16 protein-coding genes are annotated in these 13,665 nt (G+C 74.9%); 7 read left to right on the plus strand and 9 right to left on the minus strand.

The features are described 5' to 3' along the window. Position 1: 1 nt before the first annotated feature. Positions 2–820, minus strand: coding sequence for an enoyl-CoA hydratase/isomerase family protein (locus tag NBH00_RS12595; protein WP_254573668.1), 819 nt, complete (start codon positions 818–820; stop codon positions 2–4). A 56-nt stretch (positions 821–876) separates the two neighbouring features. Between NBH00_RS12595 and NBH00_RS12600 the strand changes: the two genes are divergently transcribed. Then, positions 877–1,632, plus strand: a complete 756-nt coding sequence (locus tag NBH00_RS12600) for a gamma-glutamyl-gamma-aminobutyrate hydrolase family protein (RefSeq protein WP_254573669.1) — start codon at positions 877–879, stop codon at positions 1,630–1,632. 21 nt (positions 1,633–1,653) lie between these two features. Here the strand turns inward: NBH00_RS12600 and NBH00_RS12605 are convergent, their stop codons facing one another. Continuing rightward, on the minus strand, positions 1,654–2,244 hold the full coding sequence (locus NBH00_RS12605) for an RNA polymerase sigma factor (protein WP_254573670.1): 591 nt from the start codon (positions 2,242–2,244) through the stop codon (positions 1,654–1,656). A gap of 174 nt (positions 2,245–2,418) precedes the next feature. On the opposite strand from NBH00_RS12605, the gene NBH00_RS12610 reads away from it, so the two are divergent. Continuing rightward, positions 2,419–3,129 carry an FHA domain-containing protein gene (locus tag NBH00_RS12610; RefSeq protein WP_254573671.1) on the plus strand — a complete coding sequence of 237 codons (711 nt, stop codon included), beginning with the start codon at positions 2,419–2,421 and terminating at the stop codon, positions 3,127–3,129. Between the two features lie 6 nt (positions 3,130–3,135). Here NBH00_RS12610 and NBH00_RS12615 read toward each other — a convergent pair whose 3' ends face one another. Further along, the gene (locus tag NBH00_RS12615) at positions 3,136–5,115 is read right to left on the minus strand and encodes a protein kinase domain-containing protein (RefSeq protein WP_254573672.1); all 1,980 of its coding nucleotides are present in this window, start codon (positions 5,113–5,115) and stop codon (positions 3,136–3,138) included. 112 nt (positions 5,116–5,227) lie between these two features. Between NBH00_RS12615 and NBH00_RS12620 the strand changes: the two genes are divergently transcribed. The 3 genes from NBH00_RS12620 to trxB all read left to right on the plus strand — a co-directional run bounded on the left by NBH00_RS12620 (position 5,228) and on the right by trxB (position 8,354). After that, entirely contained in the window at positions 5,228–6,148 is a 921-nt protein-coding gene (locus NBH00_RS12620; protein ID WP_254573673.1) for a phosphatase PAP2 family protein, read from the plus strand. Beyond that, positions 6,145–7,266 (plus strand): lysylphosphatidylglycerol synthase transmembrane domain-containing protein, encoded by a 1,122-nt coding sequence (locus NBH00_RS12625; RefSeq protein ID WP_254573674.1) that lies wholly within the window; start codon positions 6,145–6,147, stop codon positions 7,264–7,266. Before NBH00_RS12620 ends, NBH00_RS12625 begins: the two co-directional genes overlap by 4 nt. An 89-nt stretch (positions 7,267–7,355) precedes the next feature. Next, positions 7,356–8,354 carry a thioredoxin-disulfide reductase gene (gene trxB / locus NBH00_RS12630; protein ID WP_254573675.1) on the plus strand — a complete coding sequence of 333 codons (999 nt, stop codon included), beginning with the start codon at positions 7,356–7,358 and terminating at the stop codon, positions 8,352–8,354. Here the strand turns inward: trxB and NBH00_RS12635 are convergent. From NBH00_RS12635 to NBH00_RS12660, 6 genes are all read right to left on the minus strand, one after another. After that, entirely contained in the window at positions 8,351–9,538 is a 1,188-nt protein-coding gene (locus NBH00_RS12635; protein ID WP_254573676.1) for an AMP-binding protein, read from the minus strand. The genes trxB and NBH00_RS12635 overlap by 4 nt on opposite strands. 60 nt (positions 9,539–9,598) lie before the next feature. Then, positions 9,599–9,736 carry a hypothetical protein gene (locus NBH00_RS12640; protein WP_254573677.1) on the minus strand — a complete coding sequence of 46 codons (138 nt, stop codon included), beginning with the start codon at positions 9,734–9,736 and terminating at the stop codon, positions 9,599–9,601. A gap of 121 nt (positions 9,737–9,857) precedes the next feature. Further along, positions 9,858–10,481, minus strand: a complete 624-nt coding sequence (locus NBH00_RS12645) for a methylated-DNA--[protein]-cysteine S-methyltransferase (RefSeq protein WP_254573678.1) — start codon at positions 10,479–10,481, stop codon at positions 9,858–9,860. After that, the gene (locus NBH00_RS12650; RefSeq protein WP_254573679.1) at positions 10,478–10,960 is read right to left on the minus strand and encodes an RNA polymerase sigma factor; all 483 of its coding nucleotides are present in this window, start codon (positions 10,958–10,960) and stop codon (positions 10,478–10,480) included. The genes NBH00_RS12645 and NBH00_RS12650 overlap by 4 nt, the downstream gene beginning before the upstream one ends. A gap of 102 nt (positions 10,961–11,062) precedes the next feature. After that, entirely contained in the window at positions 11,063–12,223 is a 1,161-nt protein-coding gene (locus NBH00_RS12655; protein WP_254573680.1) for an acyl-CoA dehydrogenase family protein, read from the minus strand. 11 nt (positions 12,224–12,234) lie between these two features. After that, on the minus strand, positions 12,235–12,507 hold the full coding sequence (locus NBH00_RS12660; RefSeq protein ID WP_254573681.1) for a hypothetical protein: 273 nt from the start codon (positions 12,505–12,507) through the stop codon (positions 12,235–12,237). 240 nt (positions 12,508–12,747) lie between these two features. Between NBH00_RS12660 and NBH00_RS12665 the strand changes: the two genes are divergently transcribed. After that, entirely contained in the window at positions 12,748–13,152 is a 405-nt protein-coding gene (locus tag NBH00_RS12665; RefSeq protein ID WP_254573682.1) for a hypothetical protein, read from the plus strand. Then, entirely contained in the window at positions 13,149–13,664 is a 516-nt protein-coding gene (locus NBH00_RS12670; protein ID WP_254573683.1) for an NAD(P)H-binding protein, read from the plus strand. Before NBH00_RS12665 ends, NBH00_RS12670 begins: the two co-directional genes overlap by 4 nt. Position 13,665: the final 1 nt, after the last annotated feature.

The raw sequence follows: 13,665 nt of genomic DNA on the forward strand, positions 1-13,665 counted from the left end.
GTCAGCGACCCTGAAAAGAGGTCTGTCGCTTCTGCATGAAGGCTGTGACGCCCTCGACGAAGTCGTCGCTCGCGCCCATCTGCTGCTGGATGCGGGCCTCGAGCTCGAGCTGGCCGTGCAGACCGGACAACATCCAGGCGTCGAGTCCGCGCTTGGCGCCGGCGTAGGCCAGGGTCGCGCCGGACGCGAGGCGGAGGGTCAGCGCCTCGGCCTCGGCGGCGAGGTCCGAGTCGGGGACGACGCGGTTCACGAGGCCCCACTGCTCGGCCTTCGCGCCGCCGATCTTCTCGCCGAGCATCGCCATCTCGGTCGCGCGGGCGAACCCGACGCGGCTCGCGACGAAGGCCGAGGCGCCGCCGTCGGGCACGAGGCCGATGTTGATGAAGGCGAGGAGGAAGTAGGAGCTCTCGGCCGCGATCACGAGGTCGGCGGCGAGCGCGAGCGACAGGCCGACGCCGACCGCGGGGCCGTTGACCGCCGCGACGACGGGCTTCGGCATCGCGCGGACGGCGGCGATGACCGGGTGGTAGCGGTCGACGAGCGAGCTGTAGAGGTCCGGGCGGCCGCTCGGCGTCGTCTTCGTGTTGCCCACGGCCTTCAGGTCGGCGCCGGAGCAGAAGGCGCGGCCGGCGCCGGTGAGGCAGACGGCGCGGACCTCGGGGTCCGGGCCGACGAGGTCGAGGGCCGTGCGCAGGTCGGCCGACAGCTGGGCGTCCCAGGCGTTCAGGGCGTCGGGGCGCGCGAGCTCGATCTTCGCGGCGCCTCCGTCCCGCCAGAGGTTCACCGTGTCGTACTCGTGCACGAGTTCGAAGTCGCTCATGCGCCGGATCCTATGGACGGACGGGCACCGGTGCCGTGAGGCGTACCGTGTGCTCCGTGACACGGCCCCGCATCGGCATCTGCACCTCGCTGGAACCCGCGCAGTACGGGGCCTGGCACGAGCCGGCGGCGCTCACGCCGCTCGTCTACATCACCGCGGTGCAGCGGGCCGGCGGCCTCGCGCTCCTGCTTCCGCCCGACGCCCACGCCGAGCAGGACCCCGACGAGGTCCTCGACCTCCTCGACGGCCTGATCCTCGCCGGCGGCGTCGACATGGACCCGGCGACCTACGGGGCGCAGGCCGGGCCGCACACGCTCGGCGTCGTGCCCGAGCGCGACCACTTCGAGCTCGCGCTGGCGCGGCGGGCGATGGAGCGCGACCTGCCCCTGCTCGGGATCTGCCGCGGCATGCAGGTCATGAACGTCGCCCGCGGCGGCACGCTGCTCCAGCACGTCCCGGACGTCGTCGGCCACGACCGGCATCGCCGCAACGTCGGGACCTTCGCGGGCAACGACCACCACGTGCGCCTCCAGGCGGGCTCGCTGGCCGCCCGGGTCGCGGGGGAGGAGCGTCACCGCACGCTCTCGCACCACCATCAGGCGGTCGACGCCGTCGGCGAGGGGTACGTCGTCACCGGCTGGTCGACCGACGACGAGCTGCCCGAGACCCTCGAGCTGCCCGAGACCCTCGAGCTGCCCGATCGCCGCTTCGCGCTCGGCGTGCAGTGGCATCCCGAGGCGGACGAGACCTCACCGGTCGTCGGCGCGCTCGTCGCCGAGGCCGCCGCCGCGCGGAACGCCCGCGCGGCCTGACCCCGCGCGCCGCGGGAGCTCTCAGGCGGCCGCGCGCAGGTGCGCCATGCCCTGGCGCGCGCGGCAGACGAGCGCCTTGCTCGCGCCGACCGAGACGCCGAGCGCCCGGCCGAGCTCCTCGTGCGAGCGGCCCTCGAGCTCGAGCATGACGACCGCGGCGCGCTGACGCTCGGGGAGGGCGCCGAGGCCGCGCACGACGACGCCGAGCCGCTCGCGGCGGTCGAGCGCCTCGAGCGGGTCGCCGGCGCCGTCGGGCAGCACGGCCTCGAGGGCGTCGAGGTCGGTCGTCGGGCGGGCGGCGCGGGCGCGCAGCCGGTCCACGCAGGCGTTGCGGACGATCGTGTGTAGCCAGGGCTTCAGCGCGATCTCGCGGTCGGCGCGGGTGCGCAGGAAGCCGAGCGCGCGCACGAACGCGTCCTGCACGCACTCCTCGGCGTCGTGGTGGGCGCCGCCGAGGACCTGGCGCGCGTAGCCGGTGAGCGGCGCCTCGTACCGGCGGACGATGAGGGCGAAGGCGCCGTCGTCCCCGGCGCGGACGCGGTCGACGAGCGCGGCGTCGGCGGCGTTCACGCGGGTGGCGGTGGGGTGGATGAGGACGGTGGCGGGCGACATGGCGTGGTGCTCCTGGACGGGACGGGGTGTCCGTCGAGGATCGGGCCGCGCGGGCGCCGCGCCCAGCCGCCCGAGGGTGTGGCGTGGCCACCCGAGGTGTCGCGTCTCCACACCCAGGGTGGGTTGACGGCTGCGGCGGCCGCGCGCCGGACCGTGTGGCATCGTGTGCACGCGATGGACGAGAGGCGCTCACCGCTGGCCGCGCACGCCGCATCCCCGGCCGAGCTGCGCGACCGGATCGAGGCCGAGCGCCGCGGCCGGCCGTTCCTCGTGCTCCGGGACCACTCGGACCCCGCCCGCCCCCAGCGGATCGTCGACCTCGAGCCGCACGCGACCCGTCTGAGCATCGGCCGCGCCGCGCAGAACGACATCGACCTGCCGTGGGACACCGAGGTCAGCCGGCTCCACGCCGAGCTCGAGCAGATCGGCGGCGAGTGGACGGTGAGCGACGACGGGCTCTCCCGCAACGGCACGTTCGTCAACGGCGCGCGGATCAGCGGCCGCCACCGCCTGCGGGACGGGGACGTCGTGCGCGTCGGCCGCACGCAGCTCGCCTTCAAGCGCCCCGAACGCGAGGACTCGATGCCGACGCAGGTCGCGGGCGGGGCCGGCGGGCGTGCCCCCGTCGCGGCGGGGGACGTGCCGCCGCTGCAGCGCCAGGTGCTCGTCGCCCTCGCGCGCCCCTACAAGCACGACGAGTTCGCCGTTCCGGCGACGAACCAGCAGATCGCCGACGAGCTGCATCTCTCCGTCGACGCGGTGAAGGCCCACCTGCGCACGCTCTTCGCCCGCTTCGGCATCGAGCACCTGCCGCAGAACCAGAAGCGCTCGCGCCTCGTCGCCGAGGCGCTGCAGGCCGGGCTCGTCAGCGTCCGCGACCTCTGAGGTGGCTCAGCCGGCCAGGTGGGCGACGCGGCCCGAGGCCGGGTCGGTCACCCAGACGTCCGACCCGCGCGCCGCGATCGCGAACGGGTTCGTCAGGCCGGTGTCGACCGTGCCGATGACGGCCGGCCGCGCGCCGCCGATGTCGATCTCGGTGACGCTGCCGTCGAGGCGGTTGCTCACCCAGAGCCGCCCGCCGCCGATGTCGATGCCGGTCGGCGTGTCGCCGGTGCGGACCTGCCCGTTCTTGCGCGCGCGGGCCGGGTCGATCCGCTGCACGTACCTGCCGGAGCTGACGCAGACCCACACCGAGCCGCCGCCGACGACGATGCCCTTCGGCGCGCTCCCGACCGGGATGGTCCGGTGCGCGAGCGTGTCCGGGTCGACCCGGGTGACCGCGCGCCCCTGGCGGTTCACGACCCAGACGTAGCCCGCGCCAACGGCCATGTCCTGGATCCCGCGCGGCATGAAGGCCTGCTTCTCGATCGCGCCCGTGCGGGGGTTCACGCGCACGAGGAGGCTCGTCCCGCGCAGGCCCACCCACACGCCGCCCTCGCCCGCCTGCACCGCGACCGGCAGCCCGGCGGGCAGGGTGAAGGCCCGCCCGGCCGGGCGGCCGGTCCGGAGGTCGAGGCGGCGCAGCGAGTGCGTCTTGCCCTTCGCGACCCACAGCGTCCCGTAGCCCGTCGCGAGCGCCTGGACGCCGAGCCCGACGTCGACCTGCGTCGTCGCCGTCGGCGTCGCGGTGGCGATCCGCGTGAGCGTCGGGTCCTGCGAGCTCGACACCCACACGACGTCCTTCGTGACGACGACGTCGTTCGGGCTGTGCCCCGCGGGGACGCTGCCGGCCAGGCGCGCGGGCGGCGGCGCGGCCGGAGGGAGCTTCGCCGTCGACCGGGTGCTCGTCGCCCCGGCGGGCGCGCCGTCCCCGCCGCCGAGCGCGAGCGCGAGGATCCCGGCGACGACGGCGAGGCTCAGGCCGACGACGGCGAGGAAGGCGGTCTGCGGGCGCGTGCGGTGCGCCTTGCGCTCGCCGCGGCCCGCGGCCGCGTCGGTGACGGCCGTGCCGCCCGGGGAGGCGACGGTCTCCTCGTCCACCGGCGGGTCGCCGCCGCCGGGCGCCGCGGCGCCGGTGGCGACCGTGCGCTCGGGGCCTTCGGCGTGGTCGAGGCCGACGGCGGCCAGGGCCGCGCGGCCGAGGTCGCCGGCCGAGGGGAAGCGGTCGTCCGGCTCCTTCGCGAGCGCGCGGGCGACGACGGCTCCGAGCGCCTCGGGGACCTCGGGCCCGAAGGTGGGCGGGGGGTCGTAGAGGTGGGCCCACAGCGTCGCCTCGTCGGTGTCGCGCTGGAACGGGGCCGCGCCCGTGAGCATCTGCGCGAGCAGGCACCCGAGCGCGTACACGTCGCTGCGGGCGTCGACACGGTCGCCGCGGATCTGCTCGGGGGCGACGTAGCCGAGCGTCCCGACCCAGCCGCCCGCCTGCGTCGCGCCGGTGGCGGAGTGCACGCGCTTGGTGAGCCCGAAGTCGGTGAGGTAGGCGTGCTCGCCCGCGCCGAGCAGGACGTTCGCGGGCTTCACGTCGCGGTGGACGATGCCCGACGCGTGCGCGGCGTCGAGCGCCGACGCGACCTGCGCGGCGATCCGCGCCGCCCGCTCGGGGGCGAGCGGGCCCTCCCGGCGGACGAGCGTACGCACGTCCTCGCCGCCGACGTACCGCATCGCGAGGTACAGCCGGCCCTCGTGCTCCCCCGCGTAGAAGACGGGGATGACGTGCGGGTGGTCGATGCCCGCGGCGACGCGCGTCTCGCGGATGAACCGCTCGCGGAACAGCGGGTCCTCCGCGAGGGCGGGCGCGATGAGCTTCAGCGCCACCGTCCGCTCGAGGTCGAACTGGGTCGCCCGGTAGACGACCCCCATCCCGCCGCGGCCCGCGACGGCGTCGATCCGGTGCCCGGCGAAGGCGTCGCCCGGTTGCAGCTCGCTGCTCACTGGCGCAGGTTCTACCCGAGCGGCCCGCCAGGACGAAGTGACGCACGTGGCCGCCCCGCCGCCGGACGGCGCGTTCCGGCCCGTCCCGCCGGCGACCTATACTCACCGCGCCTTGCGCCTGTCCACCCGTGCCAAGCGTGGCGCTGCCTGGGCGGTGGTCGCCGCCGGGATCGCAGCACCCCTCGCCCGCCGGAAGGCGCGCCTGCCCGTTCCCGTGGTCACGGGCTGCGCCGTCGCGGCCCCGATCGCGCTGTGCGCCGTCGTCCCCCGCAGCCGCACCCGTGACGTGGCGACCCTCGTCCTGCAGATGTGGGGGTATCTCGCCCACTACGAGATGCCGAACGACGACCCCGAGGCGCTCAAGGCCCGGGTCCGCGTCGACTATCCCGTGCGGATCGACCGCATCCTCGGCCTCGGGGAGCTGCCCGGCGCCCGGCTGCAGCGTCGCTTCGGCGCCCCCGGCGCGGTTCGCGGGCCCGAGCAGGTGCTCGTCTGGTCCCACTGGCTGTGGTTCCTCGTGCCGCACGGCACCGTGCTGTTCATGCTCGCACGGCACCGCGACCGCTTCGAGCACGCGGCGCTGCACACCTACGCGGTCTTCGACCTCGGCGTCATGGCCTATTGGGCGCTTCCGACGGCGCCTCCGTGGTACGCCGCCCAGCAGGGCCGGGCCCCCGAGCTGCGGCGCATGATGCTCGAGCACGGTGAGGATTTCTGGGGTGACCGCTGGGAACCGCTGTACGGTTTCCTCGGAGGCAACCCTCTGGCCGCGATGCCGTCGCTCCACTTCGCCACATCCGTGATGGCCGCACACCTCCTCGACGAGGTGGGGCCGGTGCACGGCGCCGTGGGCTTCACCTACGCGGCGACGCTCGGGGTCGCCCTCGTCTACCTCGGGGAGCACTACGTCGTCGACCTGCTCGCCGGGCTCGCGCTCACCGAGGGCGTCCGGGCCGCCGCACCGCGCGTGGCGCCGGCCCTCGGCGTGGTCGGACGGCTCGTGCAGCGCCTCGAGCGGGCGGTCGCCACATGACGTCGGGCGCGGGCGTTCAGCCGGCCGATCGCGAGCCGACCGCCGAGGAGGACCTCGAGGAGGCGATGCCCAAGATGCAGATGACGCGCGACCGCGCGTTGCTGCTCGGCCTCTTCGTCGTCTCGGCCATCGCCTTCCTCTACTTCGTCCTCCCGCAGCTGTCGGACGTGCGCGACACGTGGGGGCGCCTGGGCAACGGCGACGCCGTCTGGATCACGATCGCGCTCGGCTTCCAGATCCTCGCGATGGGCAGCTACGTCCTCATCTTCCAGGGGATCCACGTCCCGCCCGGCTCCGTCATCACCTACCGCGAGAGCTACCTCATCACGATGGCCGGGCTCGCCGCGACGCGGCTGTTCGCGGCCGGTGGCGCGGGCGGCGTCGCCCTGACGGCCTGGGCGCTGCGGCGGTCCGGCATGCCGCGGCGCGAGGTCGCCGAGCGCATGATCGCCTTCCTCGTCCTCCTCTACGGCGTCTACATGGCCGCGCTGCTCGTCTGCGGCTTCGGGCTCTACTTCGGGATCTTCCCCGGGCCGGGCACGTTCGCGCTGACCTTCCTGCCGGGGGTCCTCGCGCTCGCGGCGATCCTCATCATGCTCGCGGTCGGGCTCGTGCCCGACGACCTCGAGCGGCGGCTGGAGCGCTACAAGCCGAAGAACCCGCGGCTCGCCTCGGTCGTCCGCCGGCTCGCGACGGGGCCGGCCTCGCTGTCGGGCGGCGTCCGCTTCGCGCTCGGCGCGCTGCGCCGCCCGGACGCGGCGATGATCGGCACCGTCAGCTGGTGGGGCTTCAACATCGCCGTCCTCTACGCCGCCTTCCGCGCGTACGGCGACGCCCCGCCGGTCGCCGTCCTCATCATGGGCTACTTCGTCGGCCTGCTCGGCAACCTGCTGCCGCTCCCGGGCGGCGTCGGCGGCGTGGACGGCGGCATGATCGGCGCGTTCGTCGCCTTCGGAGTGGACGGGGGCGACGCGTTCGTCGCGGTCTTCGTCTACCGGCTCTTCGCCTTCTGGCTGCCGTCGGTCCCGGGGGCGATCGCCTACTTCCAGCTCCGCACCACGGTCGGCCGCTGGCAGGAGCAGCGGCGAGCCGGCAAGGCGCTGCAGCACGCCGTTTAGCGCCCCGTAATCAGGCTACACTATACAAAGTGAAGTGCCTCGTTTCCGAGGCGACTCCCCCGTACGAGACCGAAGAGACCACCACTGCCATGAGCACCACGCAGCCCCGCGTCGAGAACGTCATCATCGTCGGCAGCGGCCCGGCCGGCTACACCGCAGCCCTCTACACCGCGCGCGCCGACCTCGAGCCGCTCGTCATCGAGGGCTGGCAGTGGGGCGGCCTGCTCCAGCAGACGACCGAGGTCGAGAACTTCCCCGGCTGGCCCGGCGGCGGCATCGAGGGCCCGGAGCTCATGACGAAGATGCGCGCGCAGGCCGAGGAGTTCGGCGCCCGCTACATCACCGACGAGGCGACGGAGCTCAAGCTCTCCGAGGAGCCCGGCGGCGTCCACGAGGTCCACGTCGGCGACGACGTCTACCTCGGGCGGACGGTCATCCTCGCGATGGGTGCGGAGCACAAGAAGCTCGGCGTCCCCGGTGAGGAGGAGCTCGGCGGCCGCGGCGTCTCCTACTGCGCGACGTGCGACGCGGCGTTCTTCAAGGACAAGCCGACCGTCATCGTCGGCGGGGGCGACAGCGCGATGGAGGAGGCGATCTTCCTCGCGAAGTTCTCCTCGAAGGTCGTCGTCGTGCACCGGCGCGACGAGTTCCGCGCCTCGGCGATCATGCTCGACCGCGCGAAGGCCGTGCCGAACCTCGAGCTGAAGACGCCGTTCGCGCCGATCGCCTTCGAGGGCGAGCCGCAGCTGCAGACCGTCCGCCTGCGCAACACCGAGGACGACAGCGAGGAGACGCTCGAGATCTCGGGCGCCTTCATCGCGATCGGCCACGTGCCGCAGTCCGGCATCGCGGCAGGCCAGGTCGAGACGGACGCCGAGGGCTACGTCGTGACCGAGGGCAAGTCGACCCGCACCCGCCGTCCCGGCGTGTTCGCGGCCGGCGACCTCGTCGACCACACCTACCGGCAGGCGATCACCGCCGCCGGGTCCGGCTGCCAGGCGGCCCTCGACGCCGAGTGGTACCTGCGCGACACGCCGCTGAAGCCGCTCGCCGAGGCCGGCGAGGGCGCGGCCGAGCCGGCCTCCTAGCCGGCGGGGAGGACCCGGCCGGCGGCCGTCACGGCGCCGGCCAGGCCGGTCGGCACCGGCGCGCCGGTCCAGGCGGGCGGCGCCGGCCACCCGCCGCGCGCGGCGCCGTCCCCGAGCGCGCCGTCCGCGGCGAGCGGGGAGACGACGAGCAGGTCGCCGCCCGGCGACGCGGTGACCGTCACCCCGGTGAGCGGGCGCACGCCGTCCGCGACGGCCTCGCCGGCGGGCGCGAGCGCGAACGGCCCGCTCTGCGCGGTCGTGAGCAGGACGTGCACGACGTCCTCGCCGAGGAGGTCGGCGGCCACATCCGCGAGGGCGGCGTCCACCGGGCCGGTGACGAGGACGCGCTGCAGCGCCGTGAGGTCCGCCTCGTCGGTGACGTCTTCGGGGAGCGCCGTGAGGGCGCGGAGCTCGGCGGGGGTGAGGACGGCGGAGGTGACCTCGTGCGCGCCGAGCGTCGCGAGCACGGCGGCCGCGGCGGGGTCGGGCTGGGTGACGACCGTGCCGGCGGTGAGCAGCGCGACCGAGGCCCAGAACTGGGGCTCGCCGGCGGCCGCGGCGGCTCCGAGGAGGTGGACGCCGCCGGTGGGCAGGCCGGCCCGGCCCAGGATGTCGCCGACGGCGGCGCCGAGGCGCGCGACGCGCTCGGGCGTGCGCCGGCGCAGGAGCAGCACCGGCGGCCCCGCGTCGCCGTCCGTCGCCTGGATGCCGTCGGCGGGCGGCTGCTCGCCGCTCAGGCGCCGGCCCGAGCCGACGTGGCGCGCGATGAGGGGGTCGAGCCCACTGGCCGGGAACTCGGGCACGGCACCGGCGGCCGTGAGCCCCGGCAGGGCGTCGGTCACGAGCAGCACGGCTCCGGCGGCGGCCGCGAGCCGGCGGGCCTCGTCGGCCGGGCGCCGGGCGTCGAGGACGAGCGGCGCGGCGCCGAGCTTCGCGAGGGCGTACTGGGCGACGAGGAGCTCGGGGCCGGCGGGAAGGCGGAGCGCGACCTGGGAGCCGCCGGCGACCGCGTGCTCGACGGCGAGGCCGTCGGCGAGGGCGGCGGCGGCCGCCTCGTGGGCGGCGCGCGTCAGGGTGCGGCCGGTACGCGCGTCGACGACGGCGATCGCGTCGGGCTGCTGGTCGGCGAGCCACTCGAGCGAGCCGGCGCGGGGCGCCGGGGACGGCGCGGGACCGGTCGTCATGCGGGCGGGGCGGGCCGCGGGGTGCTGCGCATCGCTCCCGGAAGCTACCGGGAGCGGCGATCAGGCGGCGCGGAGCGCGGAGCCCGAGACGGGGAGCGTCTTCGGCGCGGCGGCCGAGCCGGTGGACGCGGACGGCGTCGTGGGCTGCGGGCGGCTGACGGGTGTGACCTTGGGATACGTGAAGTGATGAGGTGCCATGTGGATCTAAGGGGAAGAACGCCGCAACCGCTCAAGTGTTACGGCCTGGGCGGGAGTTCTTCGGTGATGTTCGTCACGAAACATCGATTTCCTTGGTATTTCGCGGGGTGGACGCGCGGCGTCAGCCGAGGCTGATCCCCTCGATCTCGAGCAGCTTGATCTTCCGCTCGATGCCGCCGGTGTAGCCGGTGAGCCGCCCGCTCGTCCCGATGACGCGGTGGCACGGCACGATGATCGGGATCGGGTTCGATCCGAGCGCGCGGCCCGCCGCGCGCGAGGCCCGCGCGTTGCCCGCCGCCGTCGCCATCGCGCCGTACGTCGCCGTCGCGCCGAACGGGATCTCCGCGGTCGCCTGGAGGATCCGCCGCGTGAAGTCCCGGCTGAGCGACCAGTCGAGCGGGACGTCGAAGTGCGTCCGGCGCCCGGCGAAGTACTCGTCGAGCTCGCGCCGGGTCTGCTCAAGGCGCGCGGGGGCAGCGACGATCCGCGGCGAGACCTTCGCCGCGAGCTCCTCGAGCACCGCGTCCAGGCCGCCGCGGAAGTCCTCGTAGGAGAGCGTCACGAGGCCGACCGGGGTCGCGGCGGCGACGAGCCGTCCGACCGGCGAGTCGATCTGGGCGTACGCGAGGTCGGCGGCGCCGCTCGCGGCGGCGCTCGCGGCGAAGCGCGCCGCGGCGGCCGCGGCGGCGGAGCGATCGAGGGTCGGGGCGGGCACGGGGAAGTCCTCGTCGTCGGGGCGGGTCATCGGGCGGCCTCCTGGGCGCGAAGGGTCTTCAGGCCCTCGTGGGCGGACCGCCGGGCGGCCTCCTCGCTCGTGCCGAGGGCGAGGGCGACCTCGGCGTGGGTGAGGTCACCCGCGTAACGGAGGGTCAGCGCGGCGCGCTGCTTCGGCGGCAGGGCCCGCACGCGGACCCAGATCGCGTCCTCGCCGGGCGGCGGATCGTGGTGGGGGACGTCGGGCACGGTGTCGGTCGGGACGGCGCGGCGGCCCCGCCCGCGGAGGTGGTCGAGCGCCTTGCGGTGCGCGATCGTGAGCACCCAGGCGCGCTCGTTGGAGCCCGGCCGCAGCTCGGGGTAGGCGCGGAGCGCGGCGAGGAACGTCTCCTGGAAGCAGTCGTCCGCGTCGACCGCGCCGACCATGCCCGCGAGGTAGCGCCACACGAGGTCGCGGTGGGCGTCCAGGAAACGCTGGAAGGGGACGGGCGTGGGGGTGGCGGCGGGCACGGCTACGGGCAGAACGTCGCGGACGGGCCGGACGTGAGATCGCGCGTCAGGCGCCGCGGCGGACGGGGGAGCGGGCGCGGGCGTGGGCGCCCACCGGCCCGCTCACGTCGGCACGAGCGCGTTGATGCCGGTCTGCGCCCGCCCGATGATGAGCTTCTGGATCTGGGAGGTGCCCTCGTAGAGGGTCGTCACGCGGACGTCGCGGAAGTGGCGCTCGACCGGATGGTCGTCGACGTACCCCGCGCCGCCGTGCACCTGGATCGCCTCGTTGGACACCCACACGGCCGCCTCGCTCGCGAAGAGCTTCGCGATCGACGTCTCGGTCGTGTTGGGCTGCCCGGTGTCCTTCAGCCAGCCGGCGCGCCACACGAGCAGCCGCGCCGCGTCCGTCTTCACCCGCATCTCGGCGAGCATCGCCTGCACGAGCTGGAAGGCGGCGATCGGGCGGCCGAACTGCTCGCGCTCGGTCGCGTAGCGCGTGGACTCGTCCAGGCACGACTGGCAGACGCCGACGCAGCCCGCGGCGACCGAGAACCGCCCGGAGTCCAGGGAGGTCATCGCGATCCGGAAGCCGTCGCCGACCTGCCCGAGGAGCTGGTCGTCGGAGGCGAAGACGTCGTCGAGGGCGATCGACGCGGTGTCCGACGCGTGCAGGCCCATCTTCCCGTGGATCTCGCTCGGCCGGAAGCCGTCCTGGTCGGTGTCGACGAGGAACGCGGCGACGCCCTTGTGCTTCAGCGCCGGGTCGGTCTGGGCGAACACGAGCGCGACCTTCGCGACGTTCCCGAGCGAGATCCACATCTTCGACCCGTTGAGGCGCCAGCCCCCGTCGACCTTCGTCGCCCGGGTCTTCTGGTTCGCCGCGTCCGAGCCCGTGTCCGGCTCGGTGAGGGCGAAGCACCCGAGCCACTCGCCCGAGCAGAGCTTCGGCAGGTGCGCCTGCTTCTGCTCCTCGGTGCCCCACTTGAGGATCGCCGAGCAGACGAGCGAGGTGACGACGCTCACGACGGTCCGCGCGGACGAGTCGGCGCGCCCGACCTCCTCGACGACGAGGCCGTAGCTGCGGTAGTCCAGGCCGGCTCCGCCGTACTCGCGCGGGACGATCGCCCCCAGGAACCCCTGCTCGGCCATCCGGCCGGCGAGCTCGAGATCGAAGCGGTGGTGGCGCGCGCTCTCCCGCGCCCGCGGGGCGATGACCTGATCGGCGAAGTCGCGCGCGGTCTCGCGGATGAGCTGCTGCTCGTCGGTGAGGGCGAAGTCCATGACGCGCGAGCCTACCCCGCGCCCTGGGCCACCATGACCGCGGCGAGGACGGCGTGCGTGCTCCACAGGAGGGTGCGCGCGCGGTCCACCCGGAGCAGCCGCCGGTGGACGGCCGCGTCGAAGCCCTGGCCGAGCGCCGTGTGCGCCGGGACGGCGGCGAGGCCGGTGATGACCCACGTCGCGAAGGCGCAGGCGAAGCCGGCGAGGGCGAGGGCGAGGGCGGCGCCGACGTCGCGGGGCTGCCCGGCCGCGACGACGAGCGCGCCGACCAGCTCGACCGACATCGCGGGGAGGACGACGAACGTGATCCGGCGGCTGTGCGCCGCGTGGTAGGCGAGCCAGCCGTCGGCCCCGACGCCCGCGAACGCGGGTAGTGCACGGCCTGCACGATCCAGCCCGCGCCGGCCATGAACCAGGCGCTCGCGGCGGTGAGGAGGAGCGCGGTCATCACGACGGGTACGTCCGTCGCGCCGTGTCGGGCCATCGCACCTCGCCGGGGTCCGGCCCCGGCGTAGACTCGCCCGATGGACCCGTTCGCGGTCATCATCCTCGGCGGTGTCGGCGGCATCGTCGTCGCCTGCCTGCTGCTCGGGCGGTTCTACCCGGGCAACGGGGCCGACGTGCTCGACTGGAAGCCGACCCGGTCGCCCGAGCTCGAGGCGCAGAACGAGATCGACGACCTCGAGCAGATGCTCGAGGCGGCGAACTCCCGCCGCCGGCGGCGCGGGGCGCCCGAGCTCACCGAGGAGTCGCTGAACGCGAGCATCGCCGCCGTGACGGCGGAGACCTCGCGGCGGCGGGACGAATACCAGGCCGACCAGGAGATCGAGCAGATGCTGGAGATCAAGAACCGGCGCCGGCGCAAGAAGGGCCTGGCGCCGATCACCGCCGAGCAGTACCGCACCGAGCTCGGGGGGGGCGGCGCATGAGGGTCCTGCTCGTCGGGAGCTCGGCCCGCGGGCTCGCGCTCGCCCGTGAGCTCGTGGCCGACGGGCACGCCGTGCGCGCGGTCACGCGCACCGAGGCGCGCCGGGCCGAGCTCGAGGACGCCGGCTGCGAGTGCTGGATCGGGACGCCCGACCGCATCGGGACGCTCCGCTACGCCCTGGAGAACGTGACGATCCTCGTGTGGGCGCTCGGCAACGCGAGCGGGGACGATCCCGAGAGCGTCGCCGCGCTGCACGGCTCCCGGCTGAAGATGATGCTCGAGAAGACGACGGACACGACGGTCCGTGGGGTCGTCTACGAGATGACCGGCAGCCTCGACGAGGCGACGTTCGCGTCCGGTCTCCACGAGATCCGCTGGGCGAACGAGAAGAACGAGATCCCGTACGCGCTGCTCGACGCGGACGCCCGCGACGAGGCGGCGTGGGTCGCCGCGGCGCGTGCCGCCATCGAGGGCCTGCTCGTCGACCGGCCGGTGGCCGGCGCCCCGCGCTGAG

Source organism: Paraconexibacter antarcticus, from assembly GCF_024220175.1.
GTDB lineage: Bacteria > Actinomycetota > Thermoleophilia > Solirubrobacterales > Solirubrobacteraceae > Paraconexibacter > Paraconexibacter antarcticus.

Coding starts and splice junctions, on each gene's coding strand:
- NBH00_RS12595 (WP_254573668.1), bottom strand. CDS start 820: ATGAGCGACTTCGAACTCGTGCACGAGTACGACACGGTGAACCTCTGG.
- NBH00_RS12660 (WP_254573681.1), bottom strand. CDS start 12,507: ATGTCGGTCGAGCTGGTCGGCGCGCTCGTCGTCGCGGCCGGGCAGCCC.
- NBH00_RS12610 (WP_254573671.1), top strand. CDS start 2,419: ATGGACGAGAGGCGCTCACCGCTGGCCGCGCACGCCGCATCCCCGGCC.
- NBH00_RS12605 (WP_254573670.1), bottom strand. CDS start 2,244: ATGTCGCCCGCCACCGTCCTCATCCACCCCACCGCCACCCGCGTGAAC.
- trxB (WP_254573675.1), top strand. CDS start 7,356: ATGAGCACCACGCAGCCCCGCGTCGAGAACGTCATCATCGTCGGCAGC.
- NBH00_RS12665 (WP_254573682.1), top strand. CDS start 12,748: ATGGACCCGTTCGCGGTCATCATCCTCGGCGGTGTCGGCGGCATCGTC.
- NBH00_RS12655 (WP_254573680.1), bottom strand. CDS start 12,223: ATGGACTTCGCCCTCACCGACGAGCAGCAGCTCATCCGCGAGACCGCG.
- NBH00_RS12635 (WP_254573676.1), bottom strand. CDS start 9,538: ATGACGACCGGTCCCGCGCCGTCCCCGGCGCCCCGCGCCGGCTCGCTC.
- NBH00_RS12645 (WP_254573678.1), bottom strand. CDS start 10,481: ATGACCCGCCCCGACGACGAGGACTTCCCCGTGCCCGCCCCGACCCTC.
- NBH00_RS12670 (WP_254573683.1), top strand. CDS start 13,149: ATGAGGGTCCTGCTCGTCGGGAGCTCGGCCCGCGGGCTCGCGCTCGCC.
- NBH00_RS12640 (WP_254573677.1), bottom strand. CDS start 9,736: ATGGCACCTCATCACTTCACGTATCCCAAGGTCACACCCGTCAGCCGC.
- NBH00_RS12625 (WP_254573674.1), top strand. CDS start 6,145: ATGACGTCGGGCGCGGGCGTTCAGCCGGCCGATCGCGAGCCGACCGCC.